The organism is Wolbachia endosymbiont (group B) of Limnophora tigrina, from assembly GCF_964263235.1.
In the GTDB taxonomy this organism is placed as follows: Bacteria; Pseudomonadota; Alphaproteobacteria; order Rickettsiales; family Anaplasmataceae; genus Wolbachia.
In genome coordinates this window covers 604,133-630,615 of record NZ_OZ181655.1, presented here as the reverse complement: position 1 = coordinate 630,615, position 26,483 = coordinate 604,133, and the positions used below count along the sequence as shown (strand labels likewise).

Genomic DNA, 26,483 nt, shown 5'->3' with positions numbered 1-26,483 from the left:
AGATTTATTATGAAACTGGTTTTTCTTTTACTTCTTTGGTCTGTCTCTCTCTCCACTTTTTTAACCTACCTGCAATTTCACTGTTGGAAATTGACAATATAGATACGGCGGTAATGGCAGCATTATATGCTCCATTTTCTCCTATAGACATGGTTGCAACTGGAACACCCTTTGGCATTTGAACTATAGAGAGTAGACTGTCCAGCCCATTTAATTGTTTACTATGCACAGGAACGCCGATAACTGGTAAACAAGTTAATGACGCAACCATACCAGGTAAATGAGCTGCACCTCCTGCACCAGCTATAATAACCTTAAAACCTTCTTCTTGTACAGATTTAGCAAAATTGAAGAGCCTTTCTGGTGTTCTATGTGCAGATATTATGAATATGTCATGTGAAACTTCTAATGCTTTTAGCATATCGACGGTATGGACCATAGTGGTGTAATCTGACTCACTTCCCATAATAACAGCAACATCTTTTTTTATTTTTGTCATATTCAACACAATTTTACTTACTAACTAAATAGTGTTCCAGCTAAAAAGCAACAAATATTTAAGTTATATTATAAATATAATATATAGAATTCTCGTTAAAATAGAAATTTTAAAAATTTAAATAAATATCTATGTTAAGATATAGAGATATAAACTTCTTATGTAAGATAAATTTATAAAATAATTATTTTTGTATTTCAAGCTTTGTAATTTTAGCTTGTTCTTTCTGTAAATGATTTTTTCAGATAGGCTGATGGTAAAATGGTAATTTAAAATTACTAGAAATTTGATTGAAATATTAATATACAATCAACTTAAAGTTTTAAATTTGATATCATATAATTATTGACAAGTTATATGATATTAATATCTTGGTATATTAAATATTATGTTATAATCTTTAATAAAGTTAATTGATATGTGAGTGTAAGAATTATGGAAATAATATCGTTAAATAACTTAGACAGTGCAGGAATAAAAACAAAGTTGCTTTATATAATAAATAAAATTATAGAAAAAAATGCTTGGACTCAGGCTTTTGCAGCTGAGAAACTTGGTATTGATCAGCCAAAGGTATCACAAATTAAAAATGGTAAAATAGATGGTTTTTCTTTAGAGCGATTGTTAGGATTTCTAAAAAAACTTGATCATGAAATAACAATCACGATGACAGAAAGCCAAGAAATAAAATCTGAGGCAGAAAAAGTAAAACATGAAGTTGAATCGCAATAGATACAAAGTTGACAACTTGTTTTTTGTGATATAGTATAAAACTTATTAAGGTAGTATCTTATGGCTGAGTCTATTGTAGAAAAGTGTACAGAACAGGTAAGTAACCGTTTCAAATTGGTTCTATTGGCAAGTCAAAGAACACATGATTTAAATACAGGAGCAAGTAATCCAGTTCAAACAGTTCAGTTTAAAGACCATAAAAACACCATAGTTTCCTTATATGAAATAGCAGAAAAACAGGTGGATACTCATGAGCTATTTAACCTTTTGGTAGGTAGATGCAAGGAGTACATGAAAGGAAATATGAATAATGTTTACAGCAGTAATACAAGTAAGCTAGCGAATTTATTAAATTTTTCTGATAACACAGATCTTGATGTAAGTCAAGAAAGCCAAGATTATGAAGTGGATGGTGAAATAAATGATGAAATAAATGATCAAGATGGCGATGAAGAAGTATCCGTTTAGAAATCTACAGAAGTTACATAGTCTTTAAATGCTTCACATTGCTATCTATACACTGTTGTTCTGTATGAGTGTAATGTTGTGCCGCATAGTGTCTAAGTCAAGTGATGTGTACAATAAGGTTTTAGCGTTCAATAATTTCTCAACGCAAGTAGTTGTACTCATAACAGCAATATCAATCATTCTGAATAATTTTTTTTTAATTGATATAGCATTGTTGTATGCTAGCGTTAGCTTTATATCAACTATAGCACTAATGAGATTAATGTTGTTTTAATAATTTATGATAGGATCCGTTCTTATATTTTTAGGCATTTGTTCAGTAATCATTTCAAGTGTGGGAGTAATTAGATTTCCTGATTTCTATACTAGGTTACATGCAGCAGGTATTACAGATTCTAGCGGTGCAACGCTATTGTTAATTGGTTTTGCTTTGCAGAATGGATTTTCAATCAATACTGTTAAAATAATATTGTTAATTCTTATAATATGGGTAGCTAGCTCAACTAATGGCTATATTTTAGCGCGCACTTATTATAAAGTTAAGAAAAAAACTGTTAAAGAAGGTTAAGGTGTTAGAAATATTAAATGTAGTGCTACTTTTGTTGTTACTAACAGTTACGGTTTTTATAGTCTTCTCGCGACATTTAGTCGTAAGTGCTGTTCTAATGTGTGTATTTAGTTCACTTATTGCGCTTATATACTTAATTATGAATGCACCTGATGTTGCAATTACTGAAGCTTCTGTTGGTGCGGGGCTCAGTACGATTTTTACGTTTGCAGCACTCTCCTTGATAAAGAATCATAAAGTAAATCTATCTCATAACCCTATAACGCTTTTTTTTATGTTATTTCTGGCTGTATGTTTGTCATATTTTATGATTCAATTGCCAGATTTTGGCAGCCACAATGCTCCGATCCACTTGCATGTTGCTCCTTATTATGTGGAAAATACCGAAAAAGCTACCGGTATTCCTAATATAGTGACAGCTGTTTTGGCAAGCTTTCGTGGTTATGACACGTTTGGAGAAACTATAGTAGTTTTTACTGCTGCGCTTTGTATAACGTTGATATTAAAAGAAGAAAAAGAAAATGATTAAAGATCCGATATTAAATGCAGTAACATTTTTGATGATACCTTTTATCATTTTATTTGGTTTATACATACAATTTCACGGTGATTACACTCCGGGTGGAGGTTTTCAAGCAGGAATAATTATTGCCTCCGGGATAATATTATATTCAATGCTATTTGGTGTATCTACAACTCTAAAAGCAATACCTTATTCTGTGATTAGATTGACTAACGTGTTAGGTATTTTAATTTATGGAGGAACGGGCGTTGCAACAACTTTACTTGACCAAAATTTTTTATCTTATGATATCTTGTCAGCCAATAATAGAACCGGTCAAAAATTGGGTATTTTTTTGGTGGAATTAGGTGTAGCATTTACTGTCTGCTCCTCTATGTTAATTATATATATGAATTTTGCTCGTAGAAAAAAACAATGACTTTATATAATTATATGATTATTATTGTATTAATGGTGCTAGGTTTATATATTATTATAAACGATAAAAATTTAATCAAGAAAATGATAGGGGTAAGCGTCTTCCAAGCATCTGTTTTGTTATTTTACATATCTCTAGGATATATAAAAAATTCTTTGCCTCCTATATTGGTTTCAAATTTTTATTCATATAGCAATCCTATACCTCATGTTTTAATGCTTACTGCTATAGTGGTTGGAATTGCAACATTTTCAGTTGGATTGTCCATAGCAGTAAAAATGGAAGAAAAGTATGGAACAATTGATCAAGACAAGTGTTCATAAATTAACAGTATCTTAAACTATATGAAGTAACAAATAGCCACAAGTTAAAAATAAAATTATAGGCTTGCTCATTGTGAGTTTATTTGTTAATAAGAAATAAAACTTTAAACTATAAAGGTAATGATGTCAACTATTAATGATGCGGAAGATAAAAAAAGAATTATCAGAGATCTTGTAACTAAAAGTATAAAAAAGGGTGGCTTTATCACCTTTGATGATATAAATGATAAATTATCAGATGAAAATTTTTCATCTGACTTTATAGATGATACTATATCTTTATTGCAAGACTCTGGAATTAGCGTACTTGAAAATAGCGAAGATGAAGAAGATGCTACTTCCAACAGTGATCATAGTAAACTTGATGATGATGACACATTGCCAAATGTTACTGCAACTTTAGTACAAAATGATGATCCAGTGAGGATTTATTTACAAGACATGAGCTCTGTAAAGCTTTTGTCAAGGGCAGATGAAATCGAGATAGCAAAAAAAATTGAATCTGAAAAGCATAACATGTTACGTGCAATAATTGAAACACCAGTAACATCAAAGATGATAAAAGTATGGCGTGATGATTTAAGTAGTGGAACTCTCTTACTGAGAGAAATTATAGATTTGGATGCAATTTATAACTCTGATTTTAATGTGATACCCAAAGAAGAGAGTGAAGAAAGTGCTGAAGATGTTGAGAATTCTGAGGATGTTTCTGGAGATGCTGAAGATGATGAGTACTGTAGTAATGATGAGAAAGACAGTAAAAAAATTGATGATGAGAAAGACAGTGATAATGAAGATATAAATTCAGCGAATTTAAATGTTTCTATTCTTGAAATGGAAAGTGACTTATTGCCAAAGGTCATAGTTGCATTGGATGAGATAATTACTTTAACAAATGAAGCATTGGTATTAAGAAAAAATTCTAAAGATTCCTCTGATGAACTAGAGAATTTATATAGTCAAATATGGTCTATAGCATTACAAATTAAGTTAAGTGATGCTGCTATTGCCAAAATTACACGAGAACTTTATAACGTAAATAGATCTATCACACTTGAAGAAGCCAATCTTATTTCCAAGGCTAGAACATACGATATCGATAGAGAAAGTTTCTATAAAGTTTATGATGACGTGCTTTTAAAGCACGAATTGAAAAAGATAAGTCTTTTAAAGATCAATGAAAATCAGTCCTCTTTTACAGGTGAATTAAAAAACAAATTTTTAAGGTTTATAGACGATAACTCTGAACATATAGCTAGTACCTTAAGCGGTATTAAGCAGCATATACAGGAAGATAACGTGCAAGAATTTAAGGAGCTAATCAGGAGAATACAAAAACACGAACGAGAAGTTTCTGGAGCAAAGCAAGAGATGATTAAGGCTAACTTAAGGCTAGTAGTTTCCATCGCTAAAAAGTATTCAAAAAGAGGCCTTGATCTGCTTGATTTGATACAAGAAGGCAATATTGGTCTTATGAAGGCCGTGGATAAGTTTGATTACAAACGTGGATATAAATTTTCAACTTATGGCACTTGGTGGGTAAGACAATCAATCACTAGGGCAATACCTGAGCAGTCTAAAGTAGTTAGAATACCAGTTCATATGGTGGAAATTATCAGTAAAATCAACAGAGCATTAAGAAAAATGACTCATGAGATGGGAAGAGAGCCGACGTTAGAGGAATTAAGTGTAGAACTGACAATGCCACTGGAAAGAATACGCAAAGTTATGAAAATAGCAAGGGACCCAGTAAGTCTTGAAGCTCCAACAGGAAAGGATGATAGTAGTACCTTCGGTGATTGTATAGAAGATAAGCGAGTCTCCAGACCAGAGGATGCTGCAATACTTGCTGACTTGCGTAGCATTACAACCAATGTTCTTGCAACTTTAACACCAAAGGAAGAAAGAATTCTAAGAATGCGTTTTGGCCTTGGTAAAGATGGGAAGGAGCATACCTTAGAAGAAGTAGGAAAAATTTTTAATGTAACACGTGAGAGAATTAGGCAAATAGAGGCAAAAGCACTGCGCAAGTTGAAACATCCAAGCCGCGCTAGAAAACTTAGAGGGTTCTTTTAAGTATACGTGTCAAGTTAAGAAGAAGCTGATTTTGCCCGGAAAAAGTGGAGAAAAAGTCAGAGCGTTTTTAAAATAAAACGTTTTTTCAAAAAGGTATGATATGAAGGAAATGCACAATAAAGTTTAAAATGGGGGTTGTAAAAAAGTTGCACCGCTATTTTTTTTTATGAATCTAGTGAAACAACATGCTAATCTACGGTAAATATTATGACAAACAAAAATGACAATTCTAATTCAAAGTATAGAAATTTTTATGTTCTGGGTGATAGTTTATCCGATAATGGCGCAATCATTGGAATTTTAAATAACTTATCCTTTGCAAAAAGCGTAAAGTTTGATGACCCTTTTTATCAAGGAGGATCTTTTAGCAATGGCCCTACTGCTGTTGAATATGTAGCAAAATATTTAGATTTAGACGAATTTAAACCTGGGTGGAGTTATTCATTTTTTGGTAGATGCCACGAACAGCAAGGTCAAAACTATGCAGTTTCATGTGCAACAGCGTCTGAAATTTTTGACCCTATTTTTTCTTATTTCTTCAATAAATTTCGTTTAGCTAACCAGCTAGATGCGGTAATTAAACATCATCCAGATATAGGTAAAGAAGATTTATTTTGCATCATAATCGGCGGAAATGATGTTATGGTTGCCACTGCTTATGACGATACTAAAGCGAAAGAAGTGTTGGAACAAGCAGTGAGTGAAATATGTAATGCACTTAAGGTTCTAAATGAACATGGTGTTAAGCATGTAGTTGTTGCAAACGCACCTGAAGTTGGCTCAATACCAGCTTTTAATAGAGATGAAGAAGCAAGGGAACTAGCTACGAAGCTCACAGAGAGTTTCAATGCAAAATTGGCTAAAGGCTTAGATTATATGAAGAAAAGTACAAATCTTGAAATAAAAGCATTTGATCTTAACTCTAAAATGAAAAGTATGCTTAGCGAATACAAGAGCAAAGGTTTAAATTGTCAAGATGCCTGCACATCGAACATTGCAGACCAAATTGGGAGATTTAAAGAAAATATAAAAATACTCTTAAAGTTGATATTTAAAGGGGAACTTGACGTTCACTATAACCCTGGGTGTAGCGAAGAAACACTAAAGGATTATTTCTTTTTTGATTTGTATTAAATAGGACTTGATCTGACACTTAAAATAAGTAAGTTATAAAATAATAAAAGAAAGGAGTGTTAGAAATGAGTACAATACAAACAAAAATACTAAAACCAAAGCTAGGGTTATTAGAGCTAGCAAAACAACTAGGAAATGTATCTCAAGCATGCAAAGTGATGGGATACTCAAGAGATACATTTTATCGGTTTAAGGAGTTATATGAAAATGGAGGAGAGGAAGCATTACATGAAATAAGTAAGAAAAAACCGCTATTAGCGAACAGAGTTTCCGACGATATAGAAAGAGCAGTGATTGGTATAGCAACAGAATTTCCAGCATATGGGCAAGAAAGAGCTGCAAATGAACTGAGAAAAAGAGGTATAATAATTTCTCAGGGAGGAGTAAGGTCTGTATGGCTAAGAAATGACCTTGAAACTCTCAAAAAGAGACTTAAAGCGCTAGAGACAAAAGTAGCTTAAGAAGGAATCATTTTAACTGAAGAACAACTTACAGCTTTAGAAAAAGTTAAAGAACAAAGGGAAGCTCATGGTGAAATTGAGACACAACATCCAGGTTATTTGGGTTCTCAAGATACCTATTATGTGGGCAATATCAAAGGTATAGGGCTAATTTATCAGCAGACTTTTGTTGATACTTATTCGAGAGTTGCAATGGTTAAACTTTACACGGACAGAACAGCTATTACAGCTGCAGACCTCCTCAACGATAGAGTTATTCCATTTTTTGATGAGCAGAAAATTCCATTATTACGCATTCTAACTGATAGGGGTACAGAGTATTGTGGCAAGCCAGAAAATCACGCTTATCAGTTATATTTGGGAATCGAAAATATCGATCATTCTAGAACCAAAGCCAACTCTCCACAAACCAATGGCATATGTGAAAGATTTCATAGAACCATGCAAGATGAGTGTTACAATATTATCTTTAGAAAGAAAATCTACAATTCTTTGGAAGATCTACAGATTGATGTTGATTATTGGTTGCGTTCTTATAATGAGACAAGGCCTCACTCGGGTAAGTATTGCTATGGCAAAACACCTATGCAAACGTTTTTTGATAGTAAATATATTGCTTTTCAGAAAAACATTAGTAGCATTAAACAAGAGCCTGATATTAGTTTTGACTACCTCAATTCTTCTGTCAGTTAATTCTTGTCTGTCACATTAAATCTTGTCTTTTACAAAATTTGAAATTAAAAAATCAACAGATTGAAAGTTCAACAACTGAACATGGACAACAAAATGCGAAAGAAAAGTCAAGAAATGGGAATGTTCAAAAAGGACAAACAAAGGTTCAAAAGCCAGATGCAGAGAGTTGTATGGGCACAGTTTCAAAAACCACTAACAGGATAAAAGGCATACCTAATTCCTTGATAAATTCCTCCGTATCTGTTCAGCAGAGTGGCAAAATAAGGTAGACGAGAAAAGACAACTATAGGAATAAATGGGTGTCATTTCAGTGCGTGACACTGGTTTCCATCCAAAAGGGTGTCATCCCAGTGCCCAGACACTGGGATCCAGAAAATTTGATTGTGTACTATACAACATTTTCGATCAAAAGCTGGATTCCAGTGTCAAGCACTGGAATGACATCACAGGGGCACTGGAATTTTTGTTTCAATATTTGTACATTAGCCATGCATCTGAACAGATACATTCCTCCTATATTGCACAAGCATACATCAAACCGCCAGAAAATAGTTAAAGTAGGCTCTTAGCATAAAGCACCAGCTCCTCTTTTGTTAAAGTGTAGGAGCTGTCTTCCCAATGTTGTCTTAGCAATTCCAAATTTCTACCTAAACTTTTTCCTGGTTGGTGACCTATACTTATTAAATCATCACCAGATAAAGGAAATTTTGGAATATTGAATGTATTAGCAAACGAAATGTATTTATCAATATTTTCTCCAGACTCAACACCACAAATTTTTACTAAATCACGATATAATTCTCTACCAAATAAAGATATGTATTTTTTTTGCTCTTTTTCTGAGAGTTCTGTTTTGATATCGTTGGATAATAAAAATAACAGCTTTTTCTTTTGCTTGTTTGAAAGACGTAGAAACTTACTTACATATTCTCCAAGACTTAGCCTGTCATTTTTGGTGGTCCTAAGGAGTAACGCTAATTTTACTAGTGCATCAGTGCCGAAAAGAATTGACGAAGACAGAATTTCGCATTTTACTTCTTTTGGGATAATCTTTTGCAAAACATCAGATTCTTGCATGCTCTTAAGTGTTGGAAAAGGATCATTGCACTCCAGCAATTTAAGTATTTCATCTCTTATTCTCTCTCCAGATAGGTTGTAAATCTTGTGCGAATGCTTTTTGCATACGCTTAGTATTTCATCACTCAAATCTCCGACACATATTTTTGCATGAAAACGAAATGCTCTTAAAATACGTAGATAGTCTTCTTTAATTCTATCTTCAGCGTTGCCTATAAAGTTTAACCTTTGCGCTTTTAAGTTCTCGATACCACCAAAGTAATCATATATATGGCCATGCTTATCTGCATATAGAGCGTTAAATGTAAAGTCACGCCTTGAAGCATCCTCTTGCCAATTATTAGTAAATTCTACTTTCGCATGCCTGCCATCACATTTCACATCATGCCTTAGTGTTGTAATTTCAAAAGACCTCTGATTTAAGATCGCAGTTATAGTCCCATGTTTTAAGCCAGTTGGAATAGTTTTTATATTACGGAGTTTTAGCGCTTTCATCACCTGATCAGGAAGCAAATTGGTAGCGAGATCAATATCATGGACATCGCGCTGCAAAATTGAGTCTCTCACACACCCGCCGACAAGCCTTGCCTCACCACCAGATTTCTCTATGGCATCGATGATTAAACTAGTTTCATGGTCAACTTGCATTTAGGTTAGTACGTACTGCAAGTTCATATTATATGAAATGCTTGCAAAAGCCCTATATAAAAATATACAGGGCTATGAAAATTTATTTTACAAGTATTTGTTGTGGATGAAATGGTTGTTCTGCCATCGATTCCGTACCACATCTTGAACTTAGTAAACTTGAAGGGTTTTGCTCTTCAGAGCGCTCTATGCGCTGCTTTATATCACTAACGCACTGTTCTATAACATCACAAATTTTTCCATCAGCATTTTCTGTCAATAACTCATCAAATCTCTTCTCAACCTCTGCTCTCTTAGGGTTGTCTTTTGAAACGTTACAATATTCTAAGATCTCATCTAACTGCAGTTTTTTTGCTAATAGGAAATCTTCTTGTTCTTGCTGCTGTCTTATTAATTCTTGAGTTACAATTTCAGCTCTAGAGTAATGATTCCCTCCAAGATATATTGTTTCTCGCTCTTTACTACCCCATAACTCGTCATTTAATTTATAACTCTCACGATTAAATACCTGATTTAACTGATCATCATCATTATTTATCATTTGTGGATCTGGCTCAAACTTTTGTTGCTTCTCTCTACCGCTAACTTCACAATGGACATTAATTTCAATATTAGCTAAAGAAGCTAATATCTGAACTTCTTCAATGAAAGGAAAATAACTTTTACTTTCTATTGCTTCTAGATAGGCTTGGTAGAGTTCAGAGTTATTAAGGAATGAATGTGTAATAAATTCACTGTTATATTGAGCACCGTACTCATCTTCACCATGGCCATTAAGAGCCTCAGCATATTCTTTTAAATTAAGCATAGCTTGATTATGCAATACATTAAGTTTGCTAATAGCTTTACTTACTAACCTCTTCACATTATCTTCAGCATTTTCAATTTTCCTGTTTGTTTGCTCAACCAACTTCTCTATTTTATCAGACTTACCAGTTAAATCCCCTGGCTTGTTTAGAAACATATTAAAAACCTTTTCTAGCTGAGCTCTTAAAGGAGCTGGCATACTTACATCATCTAAAGATGTAAATTGACTTAAAAATTTGTGCCATTCCATTCTCATATCTTGCGCTCTTTCAGCTTTATATCGACCAGAGCTATTATCACCAAACACAGCATGAAAAAAACAATTGCCATCGCCCGCAGTATTATACTTAACTACTTGGCTATTAGTTGGTAATTTCTGTTCCCTAGATTGAAGCATAGTTTTTACCTTAATTTAAGCTATATATTACTATACCAACAATTTAAGCTATATATTACTATACCAACAAAACTGTCAATAAGTAACTAATTAAGTATAGCAGAAATTCTTAAATTGTGCAATAATTATGGCTTTAAATAGCAAATATGAGCTTTAACTGTGGTATAATTGGGTTACCAAACATAGGAAAATCAACTTTATTTAATGCACTTACAGAGTCAAGTGCAGCCGAAGCTGCAAATTATCCTTTCTGCACAATTGAGCCAAATATAGGCAAGATTTCGATAAAAGATCAGCGTTTGAAACAAATCGCAGCAATTGCCGGTTCAGAGAAGACAATCTATAACCAATTAGAAGTTGTAGATATTGCAGGCCTCGTAAAAGGCGCGAGCAAAGGTGAAGGGCTCGGAAACAAATTTTTGAGTCATATCAGAGAAGTTGATGCCATCGTGCATCTGCTCAGGTGCTTTACGGATGACGATATCAGCCATGTACACAGTAAAATAGATCCAATATCAGATGCTGAAGTGGTGGAAATGGAATTAATCCTAGCTGATATTGATAGCATAGAAAAAAGGCTTCCTCAATTGGAAAAGAAAGCAAAACAAGGTGATAAAGAGCTAAAGAGACAACTTGAATTAATGCAAGAGGTATTAGCTACTTTAAAACTCGGTAAACCTGCAAGAAGTTTGGAAAACATGGACGAAGCCGAAATGAAGTCGCTTCAATTGCTGACAACAAAGCCCGTTATGTACGTTTGCAATGTTGAAGATACAAATGTTATAACTGGCAATGAATTATCTCAAAAGGTAGAGAGAATGGCGGAGGAAAATAAAAGCAAATTTTATTGCATTTCAGCAAAACTTGAAGCAGATATTGCAAATCTTGATAGTGAAGAGGAAAAACAGAGTTTCTTGTCAGAATTTGGCTTACAAGAATCAGGCCTTGATGGAGTAGCGCGTATTATGTATGAAGTGCTGAGTATGATAACTTTCTTTACTGTGGGCCCCAAAGAAGCACGAGCATGGCCAGTAAAAATAGGATCAACAGCTGATAAGGCAGCAGGTGTAATCCACACTGATTTTGAGAAAGGCTTCATAAAAGCAGAAACTATAAGCTTTGCAGACTACATAAAGTATGGAAGTGAATCAGCTTGCAAAGACGCAGGAAAAATTCGCTTTGAAGGCAGAGATTATATCGTGCAAGATGGTGATATAATGCACTTTAGGTTTAATGTGTAGTAATTTATCCTTTGGTTTTTTATAAATAAAATCCTAAGGCATTTTTTACTGTAGATTAATCATTTGATTATAGTATCATCTTAATTAAGCTTATGCTTGGAATATTTATGAAGAGTATTTTATACTTTGTATTATTAGTTGTTGTATTTGGATCACTGAGCCTATTTGCTGTAGAGCAATTTGAAGAAAAGAAAATTGAATCAGTTCATAAAAACGAAAATGTAGGTGTAAGGAAGCAAGATTTACTGAGCAGCACAAATCAAAAAGATGAGTTGAAAAGCAACGTCGATGCTAAACAAACACAAGAGGCTGAGAGCAAAAGAGTAACCGATAAAGAGAAGCTGCAACACAACGAGAATAAAGCTTCTGTGGTTGAAAAAACTATAAGTGAAGGTGAAAGGATTGATAAAGATTTGCCAAATGACCAGCTAGAAGAAAGTACAGGCGAATTTGCTCGAAATTTACCAAATGTGGCCAATAAAGAAGTGAATAAAGATTTGAAACCAGAGCCTTTGCCTTTAAGTGCTGATTTAAATGAGAATACAACTGACCCGCAAAAAAATCTACAAGCTGATCAGAAGATTGATATAAAAGATAATGAACTTTCAAAAAGTGATGCGAGTCAATTATTAGAGGGAAAAAAAGAAAAAGTAGAGAATCAGTTTGAAGAAAAAAAAGTGAAAGAAACAAACAATAATTCTAAGGACCGCAATAGAGTAAAACCTATTACTAAAAAAGACGAAGAAAGCAAGCAAGAGAAAAAGAAAAATTTACAAAAATGGACAAAGCTAAACAGAGAACCAATAAAAGAATGGGGTCATAAAGATATACAAAGCAAGTCAATATATAAACGACAATATGATAGCCTTAATGAGCATCTTCCTACAACTGTATTTATTGATGATTACAGTAAGCAATTTTTTTACTGTATTAAGAAAAATAACTTACCTTGCTTAAGAGGAATAATAAGTAAGCTAGAAAAAATTGGATTAACAACTCAAGAGATACTAAGGTTTAGAAATAAATTGGGTGATACTCCTCTCATTTATTCAGTTAAACAAGGTGAGGTAGACATAGTGCGCTTTCTCTTATTACAAGGCGCTGATCTTAGAGTAGTTAATAATAATTTTCAATCCCCAATTGATATAGCAATCGAAAAAAAGCAGATCAATATAATAAATGCGATTGCCGAAATGATGCCACACCTTTTGGAGGATAGAAAAATAGACAATAAAGAAAGCTCAGCAATGTACGATTGGGCTGTGAAAAAGAAAGAAAACAATGAGTCGCAGTGCGATAAGCAAGATGATTAGATTTTTGATATTAATTTTAGTTGGTCATTTATGTTATGGAAACGAAACAAATGATGAAAAAAATCAGATTAGTGATTTTTTAAACGCTCTACATGATGCAAAATACGTATCTTACAGTAAAAAAGACTTTGCTGAATTTTTGGTGCAGTGCCACAAAGAGGGCGTGCCAGAAGATTTTAAGAAAGGTTTTGGTTCTAACTTAAATGGAGCTAATTTTAGCCAATTGTACCTAAGTAAATCTGTTTTTGATGGAGTAAGTCTGATTGGTGCTGATTTTTCTAACACCGATTTATCCGACGTGTCTTTTATCGATGTTGATTTACGTGGTGCTAACTTCTCCAATGCTAATTTACATGGCATTAAAATAAAAGGTGCAAATTTGAGTTTTACAAAATTTGTTTCTGCAAATTTAACAGATATCGTATTTGATCAGTCTAATGTTAGTTATGCTGATTTTATCAGTTCCGATCTCAAAAAAGTAAGTATGCACAACGTAATTGGTTTGCATACTAATTTCTCGAATGTGAAAATGAATCTCTCCAACTTATCAAACTCGAATGTTAGCTACGTAAATTTTAATGATAGTGAAATAAACGATACTGTTATGCAGAAAAATAACCTTGATAATGCAAGTTTCTTTGTAGTGGATGCATATAAATTAAAGATACAATTTTCTTCATTAAAAAATGCTAACATATATGGTGCAGAGTTAAAAGAATCAGACTTTACAGGTAGCAATCTTTCCGATGCCTGCCTTAATTCTTCTATCATAATTAACAGCAACTTCGACGAAGCTAATTTAAGCAATACACAAATTTCCTATGTGAATGACGATAATTCAAGTTTTGTTCAATCTATACTAAATGGTTCCAAGATAAAACATGTATATGTTTCTGGAGCAAGTCTTCAGGATGCTGATTTATCCAATATTGATTTTAGTTTTAGTGAACTGCATCAAGTTAATGCCTCTAATGCTGACATCCGTCACGGAAAGTTTCATAATACTAAAGTTGCAAACTCCGACATGAATGGCTCATTTTTTGACCATTCACTATTTACCTCCGCAAAGATAGAAGATTCAGACCTTTCTACAACTTCGATGTATAAGATAAAAATTCGAGACTCTCAAGTTTATAACAGCATACTTTCTCGCCATAACATTGATTCCAGTGAAATAGAAAACTCAACATTCTTTAATTCATTAGCTGATAATTCGAGCTGGTCCAATTTAAAAGTAACTAATTCAAATTTTATTGAAAGCGATTTCAGATCTTCTTTGTTTCACGATAATGCTTTTAGGAAAACTAGCTTTTTTCTTAGCAATTTAAGTAATTCAACAATTAGTGATATGTCTTTTCACTCTTCAAGCATATATAAAAGTTCAGTTGCTAATGTTCATTTAACAGGTTGTAAATTTGATAATTCAATTTTGATTGACAATAAAGGGCAGAAGAAACTTACAGGTTTAGAAAATGCTATAACTTCAGTTAAAGATTTACAAGAAAAAATATCACAGGGTGAAAAATTTAATGTAAATTATTCTTACTTTGAATTTAAGAATATGGATTTAGAAAATGCTGATTTTTCTAATTCAACATTGAGTAGAGCAAAGTTTGTAAACGTTAATTTGAATAAGGCAAATCTTGAAAAAACCGATTTGCGCTATACTGTCTTTGATAACTCTTCTCTCATTGGCACCAACTTATCAAATTCTAATTTAGAAGGTTCTAGCTTTTTAAACTCTGATCAAAAAAGCACCATGTTAAAAAATGCAAAGAAAAATGACCGTAAAAAGTGAGGGCGTATTATTGGTTCTATCCTCCCCTTCTGGAGCTGGAAAAACTACTATATCAGCAAAATTACTTGAGCGATCAACTAATTTAGTTAGGTCTGTTTCTACGACTACGCGCAAGCCTCGCCCCGGCGAAATAAATGGAAAAGACTATTTTTTCGTTACCGAAGAAAAATTTCACGAGTTATGCGAAGCTGGTCAGATGCTTGAATACGCCAAAGTTTTTGAGAATTTTTATGGTATACCAAGAGATTTTATAGAGCAAAACCTGAGCAGTGGAATAAGCGTTTTACTAAGCATAGACTGGCAAGGAGCATTTCACTTATTCAAGCTCATGAGAAAAAAAGTTGTGAGTGTTTTTATACTTCCCCCTTCAATGGAAGAGCTTAGGTTGCGTTTGCAAAAGCGTAATAGTGATGATGCAAGCGAAATAGAGCGCAGATTAGCCGAAGCTCAAAAAGAGATAAGCAAACGTGATAAATATGATTATGTAATAATCAATGATGATATTGATAAAAGTGTAGAAGAGATAAGCTCCATACTAAATAAAGAAAGACTTAAAAAACTAAAAGAAAAACCAAGTCTGGAAGATTTATAAAAGCATCGATCTGCAGCTATAGTTTCTTATCCTATAGCTATACCACCGCATGCCGCGATTCATTCGCGGTATCTCAGCATAGATTCCGCTAACACGTAGCGGACCGTCATACCGCCGCGGCGCTAACGAATAGCGGAATGACGGTTTTTCAAATTGTCGTAAGTCAGTTTAGCTGTAAAAGACAAGATTTAATGTGACAGACAAGAATTAACTGACAGAAGAATTGAGGTAGTCAAAACTAATATCAGGCTCTTGTTTAATGCTACTAATGTTTTTCTGAAAAGCAATATATTTACTATCAAAAAACGTTTGCATAGGTGTTTTGCCATAGCAATACTTACCCGAGTGAGGCCTTGTCTCATTATAAGAACGCAACCAATAATCAACATCAATCTGTAGATCTTCCAAAGAATTGTAGATTTTCTTTCTAAAGATAATATTGTAACACTCATCTTGCATGGTTCTATGAAATCTTTCACATATGCCATTGGTTTGTGGAGAGTTGGCTTTGGTTCTAGAATGATCGATATTTTCGATTCCCAAATATAACTGATAAGCGTGATTTTCTGGCTTGCCACAATACTCTGTACCCCTATCAGTTAGAATGCGTAATAATGGAATTTTCTGCTCATCAAAAAATGGAATAACTCTATCGTTGAGGAGGTCTGCAGCTGTAATAGCTGTTCTGTCCGTGTAAAGTTTAACCATTGCAACTCTCGAATAAGTATCAACAAAAGTCTGCTGATAAATTAGCCCTATACCTTTGATATTGCCCACATAATAGGTATCTTGAGAACCCAAATAACCTGGATGTTGTGTCTCAATTTCACCATGAGCTTCCCTTTGTTCTTTAACTTTTTCTAAAGCTGTAAGTTGTTCTTCAGTTAAAATGATTCCTTCTTAAGCTACTTTTGTCTCTAGCGCTTTAAGTCTCTTTTTGAGAGTTTCAAGGTCATTTCTTAGCCATACAGACCTTACTCCTCCCTGAGAAATTATTATACCTCTTTTTCTCAGTTCATTTGCAGCTCTTTCTTGCCCATATGCTGGAAATTCTGTTGCTATACCAATCACTGCTCTTTCTATATCGTCGGAAACTCTGTTCGCTAATAGCGGTTTTTTCTTACTTATTTCATGTAATGCTTCCTCTCCTCCATTTTCATATAACTCCTTAAACCGATAAAATGTATCTCTTGAGTATCCCATCACTTTGCATGCTTGAGATACATTTCCTAGTTGTTTTGCTAGCTCTAATAACCCTAGCTTTGGTTTTAGTATTTTTGTTTGTATTGTACTCATTTCTAACACTCCTTTCTTTTATTATTTTATAACTTACTTATTTTAAGTGTCAGATCAAGTCCTATTTAATACACCTCAATTTACATTAAAATACTTTTATTAGTATCTTTTTCTTGTGACTCAGCAATACGTTTAGCCCAATCCAGTGGCCTTTTATTTCTGTTACCTAATGCAATTCTATTGCGATCATAACTATCAGTGTGTTCCGTTAAAGTATCTTTTCTTTCTTCTTCTATTACTCCAATTTTCAGTTGTGCTTCATCTTTCTCTAGTAATTTATATAGATTACTATTTTTATCTACAATTGAATTAGTGTCATTGTTTTCTTGTTCTGCCACTGTTTTTATGTCTGTTGAACTGTCTTTTAACAATCCGGCTGCTAATAAATGTTCTTTGGTTTGTTCGCTCATTTCTTTCTGATCCAACGGTTTTAGTGGGAACTTCTGAGTTTCTTTATCCAACTTACTGGTAAATTCCGTAAGTAGAGTGTCATCTTTTTGTTCAACATTCATTAGGCTCGCTTTTAACTGTCCAGGATTTACTTGAGATTGTTCATGATTGGCATGAGTTGGAGATGAATAGCCCGAATCATTTGTTTTTACATCTGTTGAACTGTCTTTTAGCAATCCATCTTCTCTCAAGCGTTTTTTAGTTTCTTCACTAATCTGACTCTGATCAGCTGGTTTTAACCCGAGATTTTCTTGACCTAATGTATTTTTAAGTTCTGCAAATAGAGTTAGATTACTTTGTCTAATATGTTCTTCTAATTTCCTTCCTACCTGTTTTAAATCTGTTTGAGATTTACTATTATTATTAGTTGGAGATATATAGCCTGAATCACTTATACTATTTGGTGTTGAAGCAGAGACACTAACAGTTGGACTTTCCACTGTTTTTACATCTGCTAAATCGTCTTTTTGCAATTCAGACTGAATTTTTTCTGGTGTATTAAAACTAGTCTCTTTAACATCTTCGTTAATTTCGTATTTCTTTGGCCGTTTTTCCTTCCAACTTTCTAATGCTTCACGTACGTTTTGGTAATTTAACCTTTCTTCTTCAGGCTCTTGTCCACTCCTGCAAGAGCTTTTCTGTGATCGAGCGTCACTACCTTGTTCAACATCTATCAAACTCTCCTTATTTCTCTCAGTGCTAACTGGAGATAGAGGTTTGCCGTCATCGTTCTCTCCTTTTTCTATAATATTACCTTGACCATATTTTTTGGATAGTTTTCCCTCTAGTGCATCCAGATTTTGATTATTTTCTTTACCTTCAATTTTATCCTTTAGCCACTTGTATATCGGTTTCTCTTCTTTTATTTTTTCTAAAACGTTCTCTGAGAATAGATCTTTAGGAATATTTTCTTCAGTAACTTGTCGTGCTGGCTCTTTTAGTTCTTTATCTGGTTTTTCCAATACATCTTTTAACTGGCTCATCACTTGATCAGCTGGATTGGCAAATTGAGGTCTGCCATTATTGTTCTCTCTTGTCTCTACAACATCACTTTGGTCACTTTTTGGGGATAATTTTTTCTCTAGAGCATCGAGATTTTGATTATTTTCTTTACCTTCAATTTTATCTTTTAACCAATTCCGTATAGGGTCATATTGGCTACCTTTCTCTATTTTTTCTAAAACGTCCTCTAAGAATCTTTTTTGTGCTACATCAGCTGTGTTAGAGCTTAATTCACTTTTTCCGTCAGCTTCAGGTTCACTAGACGATTCACCTTTTTTGTAATTTAACTTCCCTCCTTTAGGCTCCTGTTCACTCTTTTCTTCTTGTTGCTGGGTTTCAGGTTGTTGCTGATTATTAGGTGTTTGCTCACTTCTATCTGGTTTTTGGCTTTCAGGTACAGCATGTCCAAATGTAGGATTGTCATACCGTTCATCTTCTTGCCTATTATCTTGATTGTGGCTTACAGACTTGGTGAAAGTAGAACTGTCCGAAGGATCAGAAGTTGCACCTTTTTGCTGATTATTAGGTGTTGGATTATTCTGTTTATCTCTTTGCCCACCATCTTGGCTCACAGGCTTGGCAGAGGCATTCCTCCCTTGCTCATTGACAACATTTTCTTTAGGTGGAAGTGAACTAGTTCTAAGTGGTGGCAGCGGAGGGGTCTGAGACCCAATTTCTCGATTCATATGAGTAGCTTGGTGTTTTTGAACAGGTTTTTTGACCTCTTGCTCAATATCTCTACTGTTACTTTTTATTGCGATTTCAGATGATTTGTTAAGGACTTGATTGTCTTTTCCGTCATGTTGCACCTCATTCACTTTTCCTTTTTCCCTGAATTGTATTTGATGCAAGAATAAACCACATATTTTTACATCGTTATTCGCTTTTGATGGATCTGTTTGTAACTGCTCTTTAGTAATATTACCTTCAATAAATTCTACACCGTCAGCTTTAATATTAATTTTGATCTTGTATTCTTCTCCTTTCTCACCATACCACTTCAGAGTCATCTCATATGAACCATCGGTTACGACATAATGTCTTATTTTTTTCCCTTCTTCCTCGGCAACAAAACCGTGCATTCCGCCCTTTCCATCACTATGCAATGTTGAAAACCCCGAGATTCCATTCTTCTCACAAAAATCACTATTTAAAAATTCACTGATTTTAAACTCTTTTTTGTCATCTCCCAGCGTAATACTTGCGTGATTACCGTATATTGACACTGCTGTAACACCATCGTCAATGTAATCTTTCAACCTTTTTTTAACTTCACTTTCAAGCTTTTGTTCGGTTTTCTTTATCTTGTCCCACTCTGGAGGAATAACTTCATAAGCTTTATTTTTGTTTTCATCTTTGTCCCAATTCCAGTCGGCGTGTTCTGTTAAAAACTTTACTGTGTTAAAACCAGCCACGGCATTGTAAATTGATTTATCCTCTTCTTTTACCTCACCAAGCAGAGATAGAAGATTTTCATCTTTTTTTATCTCTTTGAATAAAAACGAAAAATTTTCAATAAACTCATGATAGCTGTGTTTTTGTTGTGTATCGTTAGTGTTCATATACCCCTCACTAATAACCCTCTGCCTTTAGTTCTAGCTAATACTAGCTAATATAATTATCACGGGCATTGGTTGAATTTTTATTAAAGGAGGTTGTATTGCTAACGTGATGACACAAGCTATTTTATGGTAATATCAAACAATTTAAGTTGTCATTCCAGTGCTTGACACTGGAATCCAGCCTTTCACAAACTTCATCAAAAATGTTGTGTTTTAACATAATACTTTTATGCTCACTAACTTAGTGCCAATCAAGATTCCTGGATCCCAGTGTCTGAGCACTGGGATGACACCCTTCTTGGGCTCTTATATCACAACAAGCTGCATAGCCTAAATTGCTTTAGCGCTGCTTTTGCAACTTCAAATATCTGCTGCTCATAGTAAACACTTCTGGATCTTGAGAGGTTAGCTTGAGTATAGCCAGTATGTTGATAAACAACAAAGCAGCGATCGAAATATCAGCAATGTTCCATAGCAATTGAACTTTACCTATCGCACCAAGCGGAATGATCATGGTAAAAATTACAATCCAGATTTTAGTGTATTTATTATCCATAGACACATAGCGTATTGTCTGTTTTGAGCAAAAAAACCAAGTAAAAATAGTAGTAAAGGCAAAACAAAACATTATGGCCATAATTAAATAGTCAATATAGGGCCAATTCATAGCTTTTCTAAAAGCAAATATGCACATGTTAGTGCTCTCTAAATCAGTGATCCAAGAATCTGTGACAAGCAGTACCATTGTTGTAATAAACACTATGAATGCAACTATAAAAGGCGATATTATTGTGATTAGGCTCTGTTCAATGATAAATTTATTATTGTTTTTCTTAGGAACAATTGAAGAGTGCACAATCCCTTCGAGGCCAAGCCCTATATCTGTTGCAAAAATACCTCGCAAAGTTCCGACTTGAATAATAGTCAACATTTCTAAAATCAAACCTAGAGATAAACCAGAGTTAAAGCTACTAGTTGTAAAAAAACTGCTTGTTATTAATTTTAGAGAAGGAAGGATATTTTCACTAAACTTAAATAATATGATACCGCAAAGTATGAGGTAACTTACCGTCATTATTGGTATCATAGCCGATATAAAAATTTTAATTTTTTTTAAGCTGAGAACTGCAACAACAAAAAATATTATGGCCATTACAATGCCACCAATGACTACAGGCACATCTATCATGTTAAGTGGTATTGATAGAGAATTTACCTGAACAAGGTTACCAACTGTTATTGAAACCATCATCATAACAACCAGAAACACAATTGTAGCTTTTCTAGAATTAAATGCATCAGCCATGTAGGCTACAGGGCCACCTATAAACCGTCCGTTCTTTTCCTTTTTGGTTTTTATACTTAGATAACAAGTGACATATTTTATCACAGAAGTGATAACAATAATTATTGCCATCCATAAAATAGAGCCCGGTCCTCCAGTTTTTAGAGCAACAGCAGTTCCTGAAATGTTTCCTACTCCTAAATTTCCCCCTAAGATTGTAAACAGGGCGGCTATAGAAGAAAATTTATTTTCCCCTCTTTTAACTCCAATGAGTGAAAGGGCGTACGGCAATCTAAATATCTGTAGCCATTTTAGTTTAACCGATAGGTAAACACCAGCAACTAGCATGAGTAATATTGTTGGCAGTAATAAAACAAACTTTACTGTACCCATCTGTAAAAGTGAGATTTTTATTTAAGTATACAACAAAAATTGAAAATACCTAACCTATTTTCTATTAGAGTTCGTATGACTTCGTTCCTGTCATCCTAGCGCTCCTTTCTTGTCATCCCAGTGCGTGACACGGGGATCTAAATTTTTTATGCGAAACCATTATGTTTATATACTTGTAGGCCCAAGTTCCTCACATAGTGAACAAAAAAGTAAATGAGATTCCAGTGTCATGCACTGGAATGACACCTACCCCATGAGAACTCTATTTTTCATACCACTCATTTATAAGTTTATTGATATCAGAATCTATAAAATCCTTTAGTGGTTGCCTGGTTTTTATCTCAACATTTTTAGGGATGCACCTATCTTTACATATCGCATAATTTATATGGAAGTTAAGGTCAATATACCCTTGATTTGAAAACACATTCATCTTAAAGGGAAATAATACCATATCCTTATATACGTTACTGATAAATATCTCTCTTCCTACTTTATCTCTATGTTCCTTTGGAGTAGGCCAGTAAATATCTATGTTTAATGTGTTACCCTTACAATCAAAAGAAGTGGGAAGACCGAAATCTCCAGGATCTTTATAATATATGTGCCAGCCTGGTTCTACTGTAACCTTTATTGCACCTTTAAGAGTGAGGTTTGCTTCATTTATCTCACCAATAAGTAAATCAAATTTTGCAACTTCTTCGTCAGCATGAAGTTGAGTGCAAGAAAAAAATAAAAACAATATTAAATATATATGTATTTTCATTAAGGCAAATTTCTCCTTTTATAGAGAAAGCAATTTAGATTTTAAGTGTTATATTTAATAGCATTATATAGATTATTTATTAATATAGCATTATGTTAGTATAAATACACCAGGGGTGATAGTTTTCTTATGCTGCCTTTTTGTTATTAGACAACCACAATATAAAGGGGTGAAACGGATGCAAACAGTAGTGCCTTTCTGCACCAAACATATTACCTTTAACGAATAGTAAAATGTGAGATTTTTTGGAACTACCGTGGAGCAATTGCTCCACGGCTTCACTCTACTCAGAATCCACCCATGCCACCCATTTCTCCTGCGCCCATAGGAGATGAAGCATTTTCTTTGCTTGGTACATCAACTATCATAGATTCAGTAGTAATCAGCACACTCGCAACAGATATCGCTGTTTCAAAAGCAATACGCACCACTTTTACTGGATCAATCACACCAGCTGTAAATGCATTAGCGTAATTCATAGCCTCAACGTTGTATATAAGCTCTTTATCATTCTGCTTAATCAAATAGTCAATGATAACAGCAGATTCAAGACCAGCATTTTTAACTAACCTTCTAATTGGAGCACTGAGAACTTTCTTGATAATGTTTATGCCTATTTGCTCTTCATCACTTCCGCCTTTTAATTTATCAAGAACAGATGAAGCGTAAAGAAGTGCAACTCCACCACCTGGAACGATGCCTTCTTCAATTGCAGCTCTTGTTGCATGCAGCGCATCTTCAACTCTATCTCTACGTTCTTTAACTTCCACTTCAGTTGCTCCACCAACTTTTAGCACAGCAACACCACCTGATAATTTTGCTAAACGTTCTCTTAGCTTTTCTTTATCATAATCAGAAGTTGAAGTTTCAATTTGAGATTTGATCTGCTCGATTCTAGCTTTCACACTGTCAGAATCGCTATTTTCGCTGACAACTGTGGTATTATCTTTAGTAATTTTAACATTTTTAGCAGTACCAAGATCATCAAGTGTCAGATCTTCCATCTTGATTCCAAGTTCATCTTTTATAACGTACTTAGCACCAGTCAAAGTTGCTATATCTTCGAGCATTTCCTTTCTTCTGTCACCAAAACCTGGAGCTTTTACTGCAGCAACTTTTAAACCACCACGCAGTTTATTGATAACTAAAGTGCTTAATGCTTCACCTTCGATATCCTCTGCAATAATAACCAAAGGTTTACCAGATTTAACAACAGCTTCAAGAATAGGAAGTAAAGGTTGAATAATATTTAATTTTTTCTCTGTAATTAATAGATAAGGATTATCAAGCTCCACGATCATTTTTTCATTATTTGTAATAAAATACGGAGAGAGATAACCGCGATCAAATTGCATGCCAGTAGTCAGCTCAACTTCTAACTCTTTTGAACCTTTACTTTCTTCAACAGTGATTACACCCTCTTTTCCAACTTTTTTCACGGAATCAGCGATACTGTTACCTATATCCTTATCACCATTTGCAGAGATTATCGCAACTTGCGCTACTTCATCCATTTTCTCTAGAGAAATTGTACGAGACATTGATGCAAATTCCTTTAATATTACATCTTTTGCCTTCTGTATTCCGTTTTTAATACCAACACGATCGTTTCCAGCAGCAATTGATTTTGAAGCTTCCATTATCATGTTGCTAGTTAGTATTGAGCACGTTGTTGTACCATCACCAACTTTGTCGTTACACTGAGAACAACTTTGGGCAAAGATGCTTGCTATCGCAGCGTTTAATGGTTTTTCAGGCTTGATACCCTTCATCACCTTATAACCATCTTTTGTAATTTCTGGTGCTCCATAGGGCTTATTAATCCCTACTGTTTTTCCTCTAGGTCCCGCAGTTATTGCTACCGTTGAATCCACTATTGCTGCGACTTCACGCAAGGCTTCTTGTAACTGCTCACCTGATACTACTACATTAGTCATTTTTATCACCTCTTGTTAATAAAAAATTTAGAAAACTATAATAAAACCATTTACAATGCGCCATGTTGCGCTTTGTTTCAGTTTAGTAAAATAAAGACTGCTATTTAATGACAGCAAGTATATCGGACTCTTTCATCACGATAAGCTTTTCATCATTATGTTCTATTTCTGTACCAGCCCATTGACGATAGAATACTTTATCACCAGCCTTTACAGTTAAAGCTACGCGTTCGCCATTTGAGTTGCGTGAACCTTCACCAGCTGCTACAATTTCACCTTTAGTAGGTTTCTTTTCAGCACTTGATGGAAGCACAATTGCACCTTGCTTTTCCTCGCTAACAGGCTTGATCAACACGCTATCATCCAATACATTTAAACTTATACTTGACATTTGCTTTTCCTCTCAACAAATTAACCTATAACTTTATATATATACTCGTAAGTTAGATTTCAAGGGCTGGAGCTTGTAAAATATGCACACCAAAAGCAGTTTCTAAAAGAGCCTAATGTTATATAATAAAATTTAGGTTTATTTATAGAGATTTCATGAGTTATATACCATTCTTAAGTCGTGGTGTGATAGTGCTATATGGGCCTGACACTAGAGATTTTCTGCAGGGCATTATAACCAATGATATTAATAAGCTGGATAGCCAAAAAGCTATTTACTCTTTATTGCTTAGCCCTCAGGGAAAATACCTATATGATTTTTTTCTTATTGAATACGGTAGATATATTTTCTTAGAGTGCGAAAATGTGCACTTACAGCAAATAATCGAGAAACTAGATTTACTTAAAACTTATTTGAGAGTGAAAATTAAAGACATTAGTGCACTATATAAGGTTGGAGTTTTGTTTGATACTAAGTTGGCGGAGTGTAGTAGTAAGTCACAAGTTATTTTTCAAGATCCAAGGCACAAGCTGCTAGGAATGAGGATCATACATAAAGATGAAATAAAAGAACCGGTTGGAGATTTTATTCAGTATGAAAAAGTTAGAATTAAAAACCTTGTCCCAGATGGAGCAAAAGATATGGTACAAAATTCATCGTTCCCATTGCAATATTTAATCGATAAGGCAAACGGTATAAGCTTTAATAAGGGGTGTTACGTAGGTCAGGAAGTCGTAAATCGAATGAGCAGACAAGAAATATTCAGAAGAAAACTTTATCTTGTTGAGGGGGATAACGTACTTCCAGATATTGGCACTAAAGTGACAAATGAAAATAATGAGGAAATAGGGGAACTGCGCTCTAGTGTAGACAACATTGGACTTGCATTGCTTAATACTCAAAAAAGTCATGCAAATCTATATGTCGATGGGGTTAAGTGCGTTAAGACGTTGTATAATTAAAGTCTTAAGGTAGCGCATATAGAAACGAAAAACTTATTTTATGGCCTAGCGTCACGCACTAGAATGACATCATTTACGATGTAACATTTATTACTTTTGCAGATACAATTTACATGCTATAATTGAATCTTCATAGTTGGTAAATTGGAGTGCAAAGAAGTAAAATTAAAGTAGAAATAAAAAGATTATCACACGGAGAAGACTTGTCTCTTCCATGTTATGCAACTACGCAGAGTGCTGGTATGGATCTTTATGCTGCACTAGATAGCCCTGTTATTTTAAATCCACTTGAAAGATTACTTGTTCCAACTGGAATTGTGATTGCAATACCAAACGGTTTTGAGGGGCAAATCCGCCCACGTTCTGGTCTTGCTGCAAAATATGGGATTACTGTCTTAAACTCTCCTGGCACTATAGACTCTGATTATCGAGGTGAGGTTAAAATCTGCCTAATTAATCTAAGTAATCAGTCGTATGAGATAAAAAGAGGAGATAGAATTGCACAAATCCTTATTTCTCCTGTATCTCAGGTAATTTGGGATGACAGAGAAGAATTCTGCACAGAAGAAACCGGCCGCAATGCAGGGGGCTTTGGCTCAAGTGGCAGGTAATTTGCGAAAAAGCTTGACTATGGTGTCATCCCAGTGCTTGACACTGGGATCCAGGAATTT

General features: G+C 34.2%; 24 protein-coding genes and 3 pseudogenes. 18 read left to right on the top strand and 9 right to left on the bottom strand.

Translation table 11 applies throughout. The annotated features are described in order from the left end of the window. Positions 1 to 7: 7 nt before the first annotated feature. Complete coding sequence (gene purE, locus ACE38O_RS03155; protein WP_374698200.1) at positions 8 to 499, bottom strand: 5-(carboxyamino)imidazole ribonucleotide mutase; 492 nt, start codon at positions 497 to 499, stop codon at positions 8 to 10. 435 nt (positions 500 to 934) lie between these two features. Between purE and ACE38O_RS03150 the strand changes: the two genes are divergently transcribed. The 12 genes and pseudogenes from ACE38O_RS03150 (at position 935) to ACE38O_RS03095 (ending at position 8,451) form a co-directional block, all read left to right on the top strand. Beyond that, the gene (locus ACE38O_RS03150) at positions 935 to 1,231 is read left to right on the top strand and encodes a helix-turn-helix domain-containing protein (protein ID WP_010081926.1); all 297 of its coding nucleotides are present in this window, start codon (positions 935 to 937) and stop codon (positions 1,229 to 1,231) included. Between the two features lie 60 nt (positions 1,232 to 1,291). Beyond that, complete coding sequence (gene rpoZ, locus ACE38O_RS03145; RefSeq protein ID WP_374698199.1) at positions 1,292 to 1,699, top strand: DNA-directed RNA polymerase subunit omega; 408 nt, start codon at positions 1,292 to 1,294, stop codon at positions 1,697 to 1,699. 28 nt (positions 1,700 to 1,727) lie between these two features. Next, the gene (locus ACE38O_RS03140) at positions 1,728 to 1,973 is read left to right on the top strand and encodes a monovalent cation/H+ antiporter complex subunit F (RefSeq protein WP_164224944.1); all 246 of its coding nucleotides are present in this window, start codon (positions 1,728 to 1,730) and stop codon (positions 1,971 to 1,973) included. Between the two features lie 6 nt (positions 1,974 to 1,979). After that, positions 1,980 to 2,267, top strand: coding sequence for a monovalent cation/H(+) antiporter subunit G (gene mnhG, locus ACE38O_RS03135; protein WP_096617042.1), 288 nt, complete (start codon positions 1,980 to 1,982; stop codon positions 2,265 to 2,267). A gap of 1 nt (position 2,268) precedes the next feature. Beyond that, positions 2,269 to 2,796, top strand: a complete 528-nt coding sequence (locus tag ACE38O_RS03130) for a DUF4040 domain-containing protein (RefSeq protein WP_264328929.1) — start codon at positions 2,269 to 2,271, stop codon at positions 2,794 to 2,796. Continuing rightward, positions 2,789 to 3,208, top strand: a complete 420-nt coding sequence (locus tag ACE38O_RS03125) for a Na(+)/H(+) antiporter subunit B (protein ID WP_374698198.1) — start codon at positions 2,789 to 2,791, stop codon at positions 3,206 to 3,208. The genes ACE38O_RS03130 and ACE38O_RS03125 overlap by 8 nt, the downstream gene beginning before the upstream one ends. Beyond that, positions 3,205 to 3,531: a cation:proton antiporter subunit C gene (locus ACE38O_RS03120; RefSeq protein ID WP_374698197.1), complete on the top strand. Its 327-nt coding sequence runs from the start codon at positions 3,205 to 3,207 to the stop codon at positions 3,529 to 3,531. The genes ACE38O_RS03125 and ACE38O_RS03120 overlap by 4 nt, the downstream gene beginning before the upstream one ends. A 123-nt stretch (positions 3,532 to 3,654) precedes the next feature. Then, on the top strand, positions 3,655 to 5,607 hold the full coding sequence (gene rpoD / locus ACE38O_RS03115; protein ID WP_374698196.1) for an RNA polymerase sigma factor RpoD: 1,953 nt from the start codon (positions 3,655 to 3,657) through the stop codon (positions 5,605 to 5,607). A gap of 207 nt (positions 5,608 to 5,814) precedes the next feature. Further along, positions 5,815 to 6,741 (top strand): SGNH/GDSL hydrolase family protein, encoded by a 927-nt coding sequence (locus ACE38O_RS03110; RefSeq protein ID WP_374698195.1) that lies wholly within the window; start codon positions 5,815 to 5,817, stop codon positions 6,739 to 6,741. Positions 6,742 to 6,806: 65 nt separating this feature from the next. Then, positions 6,807 to 7,895, top strand: a pseudogene (locus tag ACE38O_RS03105) (IS481 family transposase). A 38-nt stretch (positions 7,896 to 7,933) separates the two neighbouring features. After that, complete coding sequence (locus ACE38O_RS03100; protein ID WP_265031254.1) at positions 7,934 to 8,164, top strand: hypothetical protein; 231 nt, start codon at positions 7,934 to 7,936, stop codon at positions 8,162 to 8,164. A gap of 26 nt (positions 8,165 to 8,190) precedes the next feature. Then, positions 8,191 to 8,451, top strand: a complete 261-nt coding sequence (locus ACE38O_RS03095) for a hypothetical protein (RefSeq protein ID WP_410541997.1) — start codon at positions 8,191 to 8,193, stop codon at positions 8,449 to 8,451. Here the strand turns inward: ACE38O_RS03095 and ACE38O_RS03090 are convergent. Both ACE38O_RS03090 and ACE38O_RS03085 read right to left on the bottom strand, forming a co-directional pair. Beyond that, positions 8,448 to 9,620 (bottom strand): CCA tRNA nucleotidyltransferase, encoded by a 1,173-nt coding sequence (locus ACE38O_RS03090; protein WP_374698193.1) that lies wholly within the window; start codon positions 9,618 to 9,620, stop codon positions 8,448 to 8,450. The two genes, ACE38O_RS03095 and ACE38O_RS03090, sit on opposite strands and share 4 nt — an antisense overlap. Positions 9,621 to 9,702: 82 nt before the next feature. Further along, positions 9,703 to 10,824 (bottom strand): hypothetical protein, encoded by a 1,122-nt coding sequence (locus ACE38O_RS03085; RefSeq protein WP_374698192.1) that lies wholly within the window; start codon positions 10,822 to 10,824, stop codon positions 9,703 to 9,705. A 146-nt stretch (positions 10,825 to 10,970) separates the two neighbouring features. Here ACE38O_RS03085 and ychF point away from each other — a divergent pair, with 146 nt between their 5' ends. The 4 genes from ychF to gmk all read left to right on the top strand — a co-directional run bounded on the left by ychF (position 10,971) and on the right by gmk (position 15,768). After that, the gene (ychF, locus tag ACE38O_RS03080) at positions 10,971 to 12,065 is read left to right on the top strand and encodes a redox-regulated ATPase YchF (protein ID WP_374698191.1); all 1,095 of its coding nucleotides are present in this window, start codon (positions 10,971 to 10,973) and stop codon (positions 12,063 to 12,065) included. Between the two features lie 107 nt (positions 12,066 to 12,172). Beyond that, complete coding sequence (locus ACE38O_RS03075; protein WP_374698190.1) at positions 12,173 to 13,378, top strand: ankyrin repeat domain-containing protein; 1,206 nt, start codon at positions 12,173 to 12,175, stop codon at positions 13,376 to 13,378. Continuing rightward, the gene (locus tag ACE38O_RS03070) at positions 13,371 to 15,176 is read left to right on the top strand and encodes a pentapeptide repeat-containing protein (RefSeq protein ID WP_374699071.1); all 1,806 of its coding nucleotides are present in this window, start codon (positions 13,371 to 13,373) and stop codon (positions 15,174 to 15,176) included. Before ACE38O_RS03075 ends, ACE38O_RS03070 begins: the two co-directional genes overlap by 8 nt. Beyond that, positions 15,160 to 15,768 (top strand): guanylate kinase, encoded by a 609-nt coding sequence (gene gmk / locus ACE38O_RS03065; RefSeq protein WP_264329131.1) that lies wholly within the window; start codon positions 15,160 to 15,162, stop codon positions 15,766 to 15,768. Before ACE38O_RS03070 ends, gmk begins: the two co-directional genes overlap by 17 nt. A gap of 207 nt (positions 15,769 to 15,975) precedes the next feature. Here gmk and ACE38O_RS03060 read toward each other — a convergent pair. The 6 genes and pseudogenes from ACE38O_RS03060 to ACE38O_RS03035 all read right to left on the bottom strand — a co-directional run bounded on the left by ACE38O_RS03060 (position 15,976) and on the right by ACE38O_RS03035 (position 24,850). After that, positions 15,976 to 17,064 (bottom strand): annotated as a pseudogene (locus ACE38O_RS03060) (IS481 family transposase). Between the two features lie 80 nt (positions 17,065 to 17,144). After that, a pseudogene (locus ACE38O_RS06095) lies at positions 17,145 to 17,726 on the bottom strand (hypothetical protein); the annotation flags it as partial. A 2,692-nt stretch (positions 17,727 to 20,418) separates the two neighbouring features. Beyond that, on the bottom strand, positions 20,419 to 21,756 hold the full coding sequence (locus ACE38O_RS03050; RefSeq protein ID WP_374699052.1) for an alanine:cation symporter family protein: 1,338 nt from the start codon (positions 21,754 to 21,756) through the stop codon (positions 20,419 to 20,421). 262 nt (positions 21,757 to 22,018) lie between these two features. Next, positions 22,019 to 22,522, bottom strand: coding sequence for a protein-disulfide reductase DsbD domain-containing protein (locus ACE38O_RS03045; RefSeq protein WP_374699051.1), 504 nt, complete (start codon positions 22,520 to 22,522; stop codon positions 22,019 to 22,021). Positions 22,523 to 22,809: 287 nt separating this feature from the next. Further along, positions 22,810 to 24,459, bottom strand: a complete 1,650-nt coding sequence (gene groL / locus ACE38O_RS03040) for a chaperonin GroEL (protein WP_374699050.1) — start codon at positions 24,457 to 24,459, stop codon at positions 22,810 to 22,812. Positions 24,460 to 24,559: 100 nt separating this feature from the next. Next, positions 24,560 to 24,850: a co-chaperone GroES gene (locus tag ACE38O_RS03035; protein ID WP_374699049.1), complete on the bottom strand. Its 291-nt coding sequence runs from the start codon at positions 24,848 to 24,850 to the stop codon at positions 24,560 to 24,562. Between the two features lie 155 nt (positions 24,851 to 25,005). Between ACE38O_RS03035 and ACE38O_RS03030 the strand changes: the two genes are divergently transcribed. Both ACE38O_RS03030 and dut read left to right on the top strand, forming a co-directional pair. After that, on the top strand, positions 25,006 to 25,812 hold the full coding sequence (locus ACE38O_RS03030) for a YgfZ/GcvT domain-containing protein (RefSeq protein ID WP_374699048.1): 807 nt from the start codon (positions 25,006 to 25,008) through the stop codon (positions 25,810 to 25,812). 149 nt (positions 25,813 to 25,961) lie between these two features. Next, positions 25,962 to 26,423: a dUTP diphosphatase gene (gene dut / locus ACE38O_RS03025; protein WP_374699047.1), complete on the top strand. Its 462-nt coding sequence runs from the start codon at positions 25,962 to 25,964 to the stop codon at positions 26,421 to 26,423. Positions 26,424 to 26,483 lie beyond the last annotated feature (60 nt).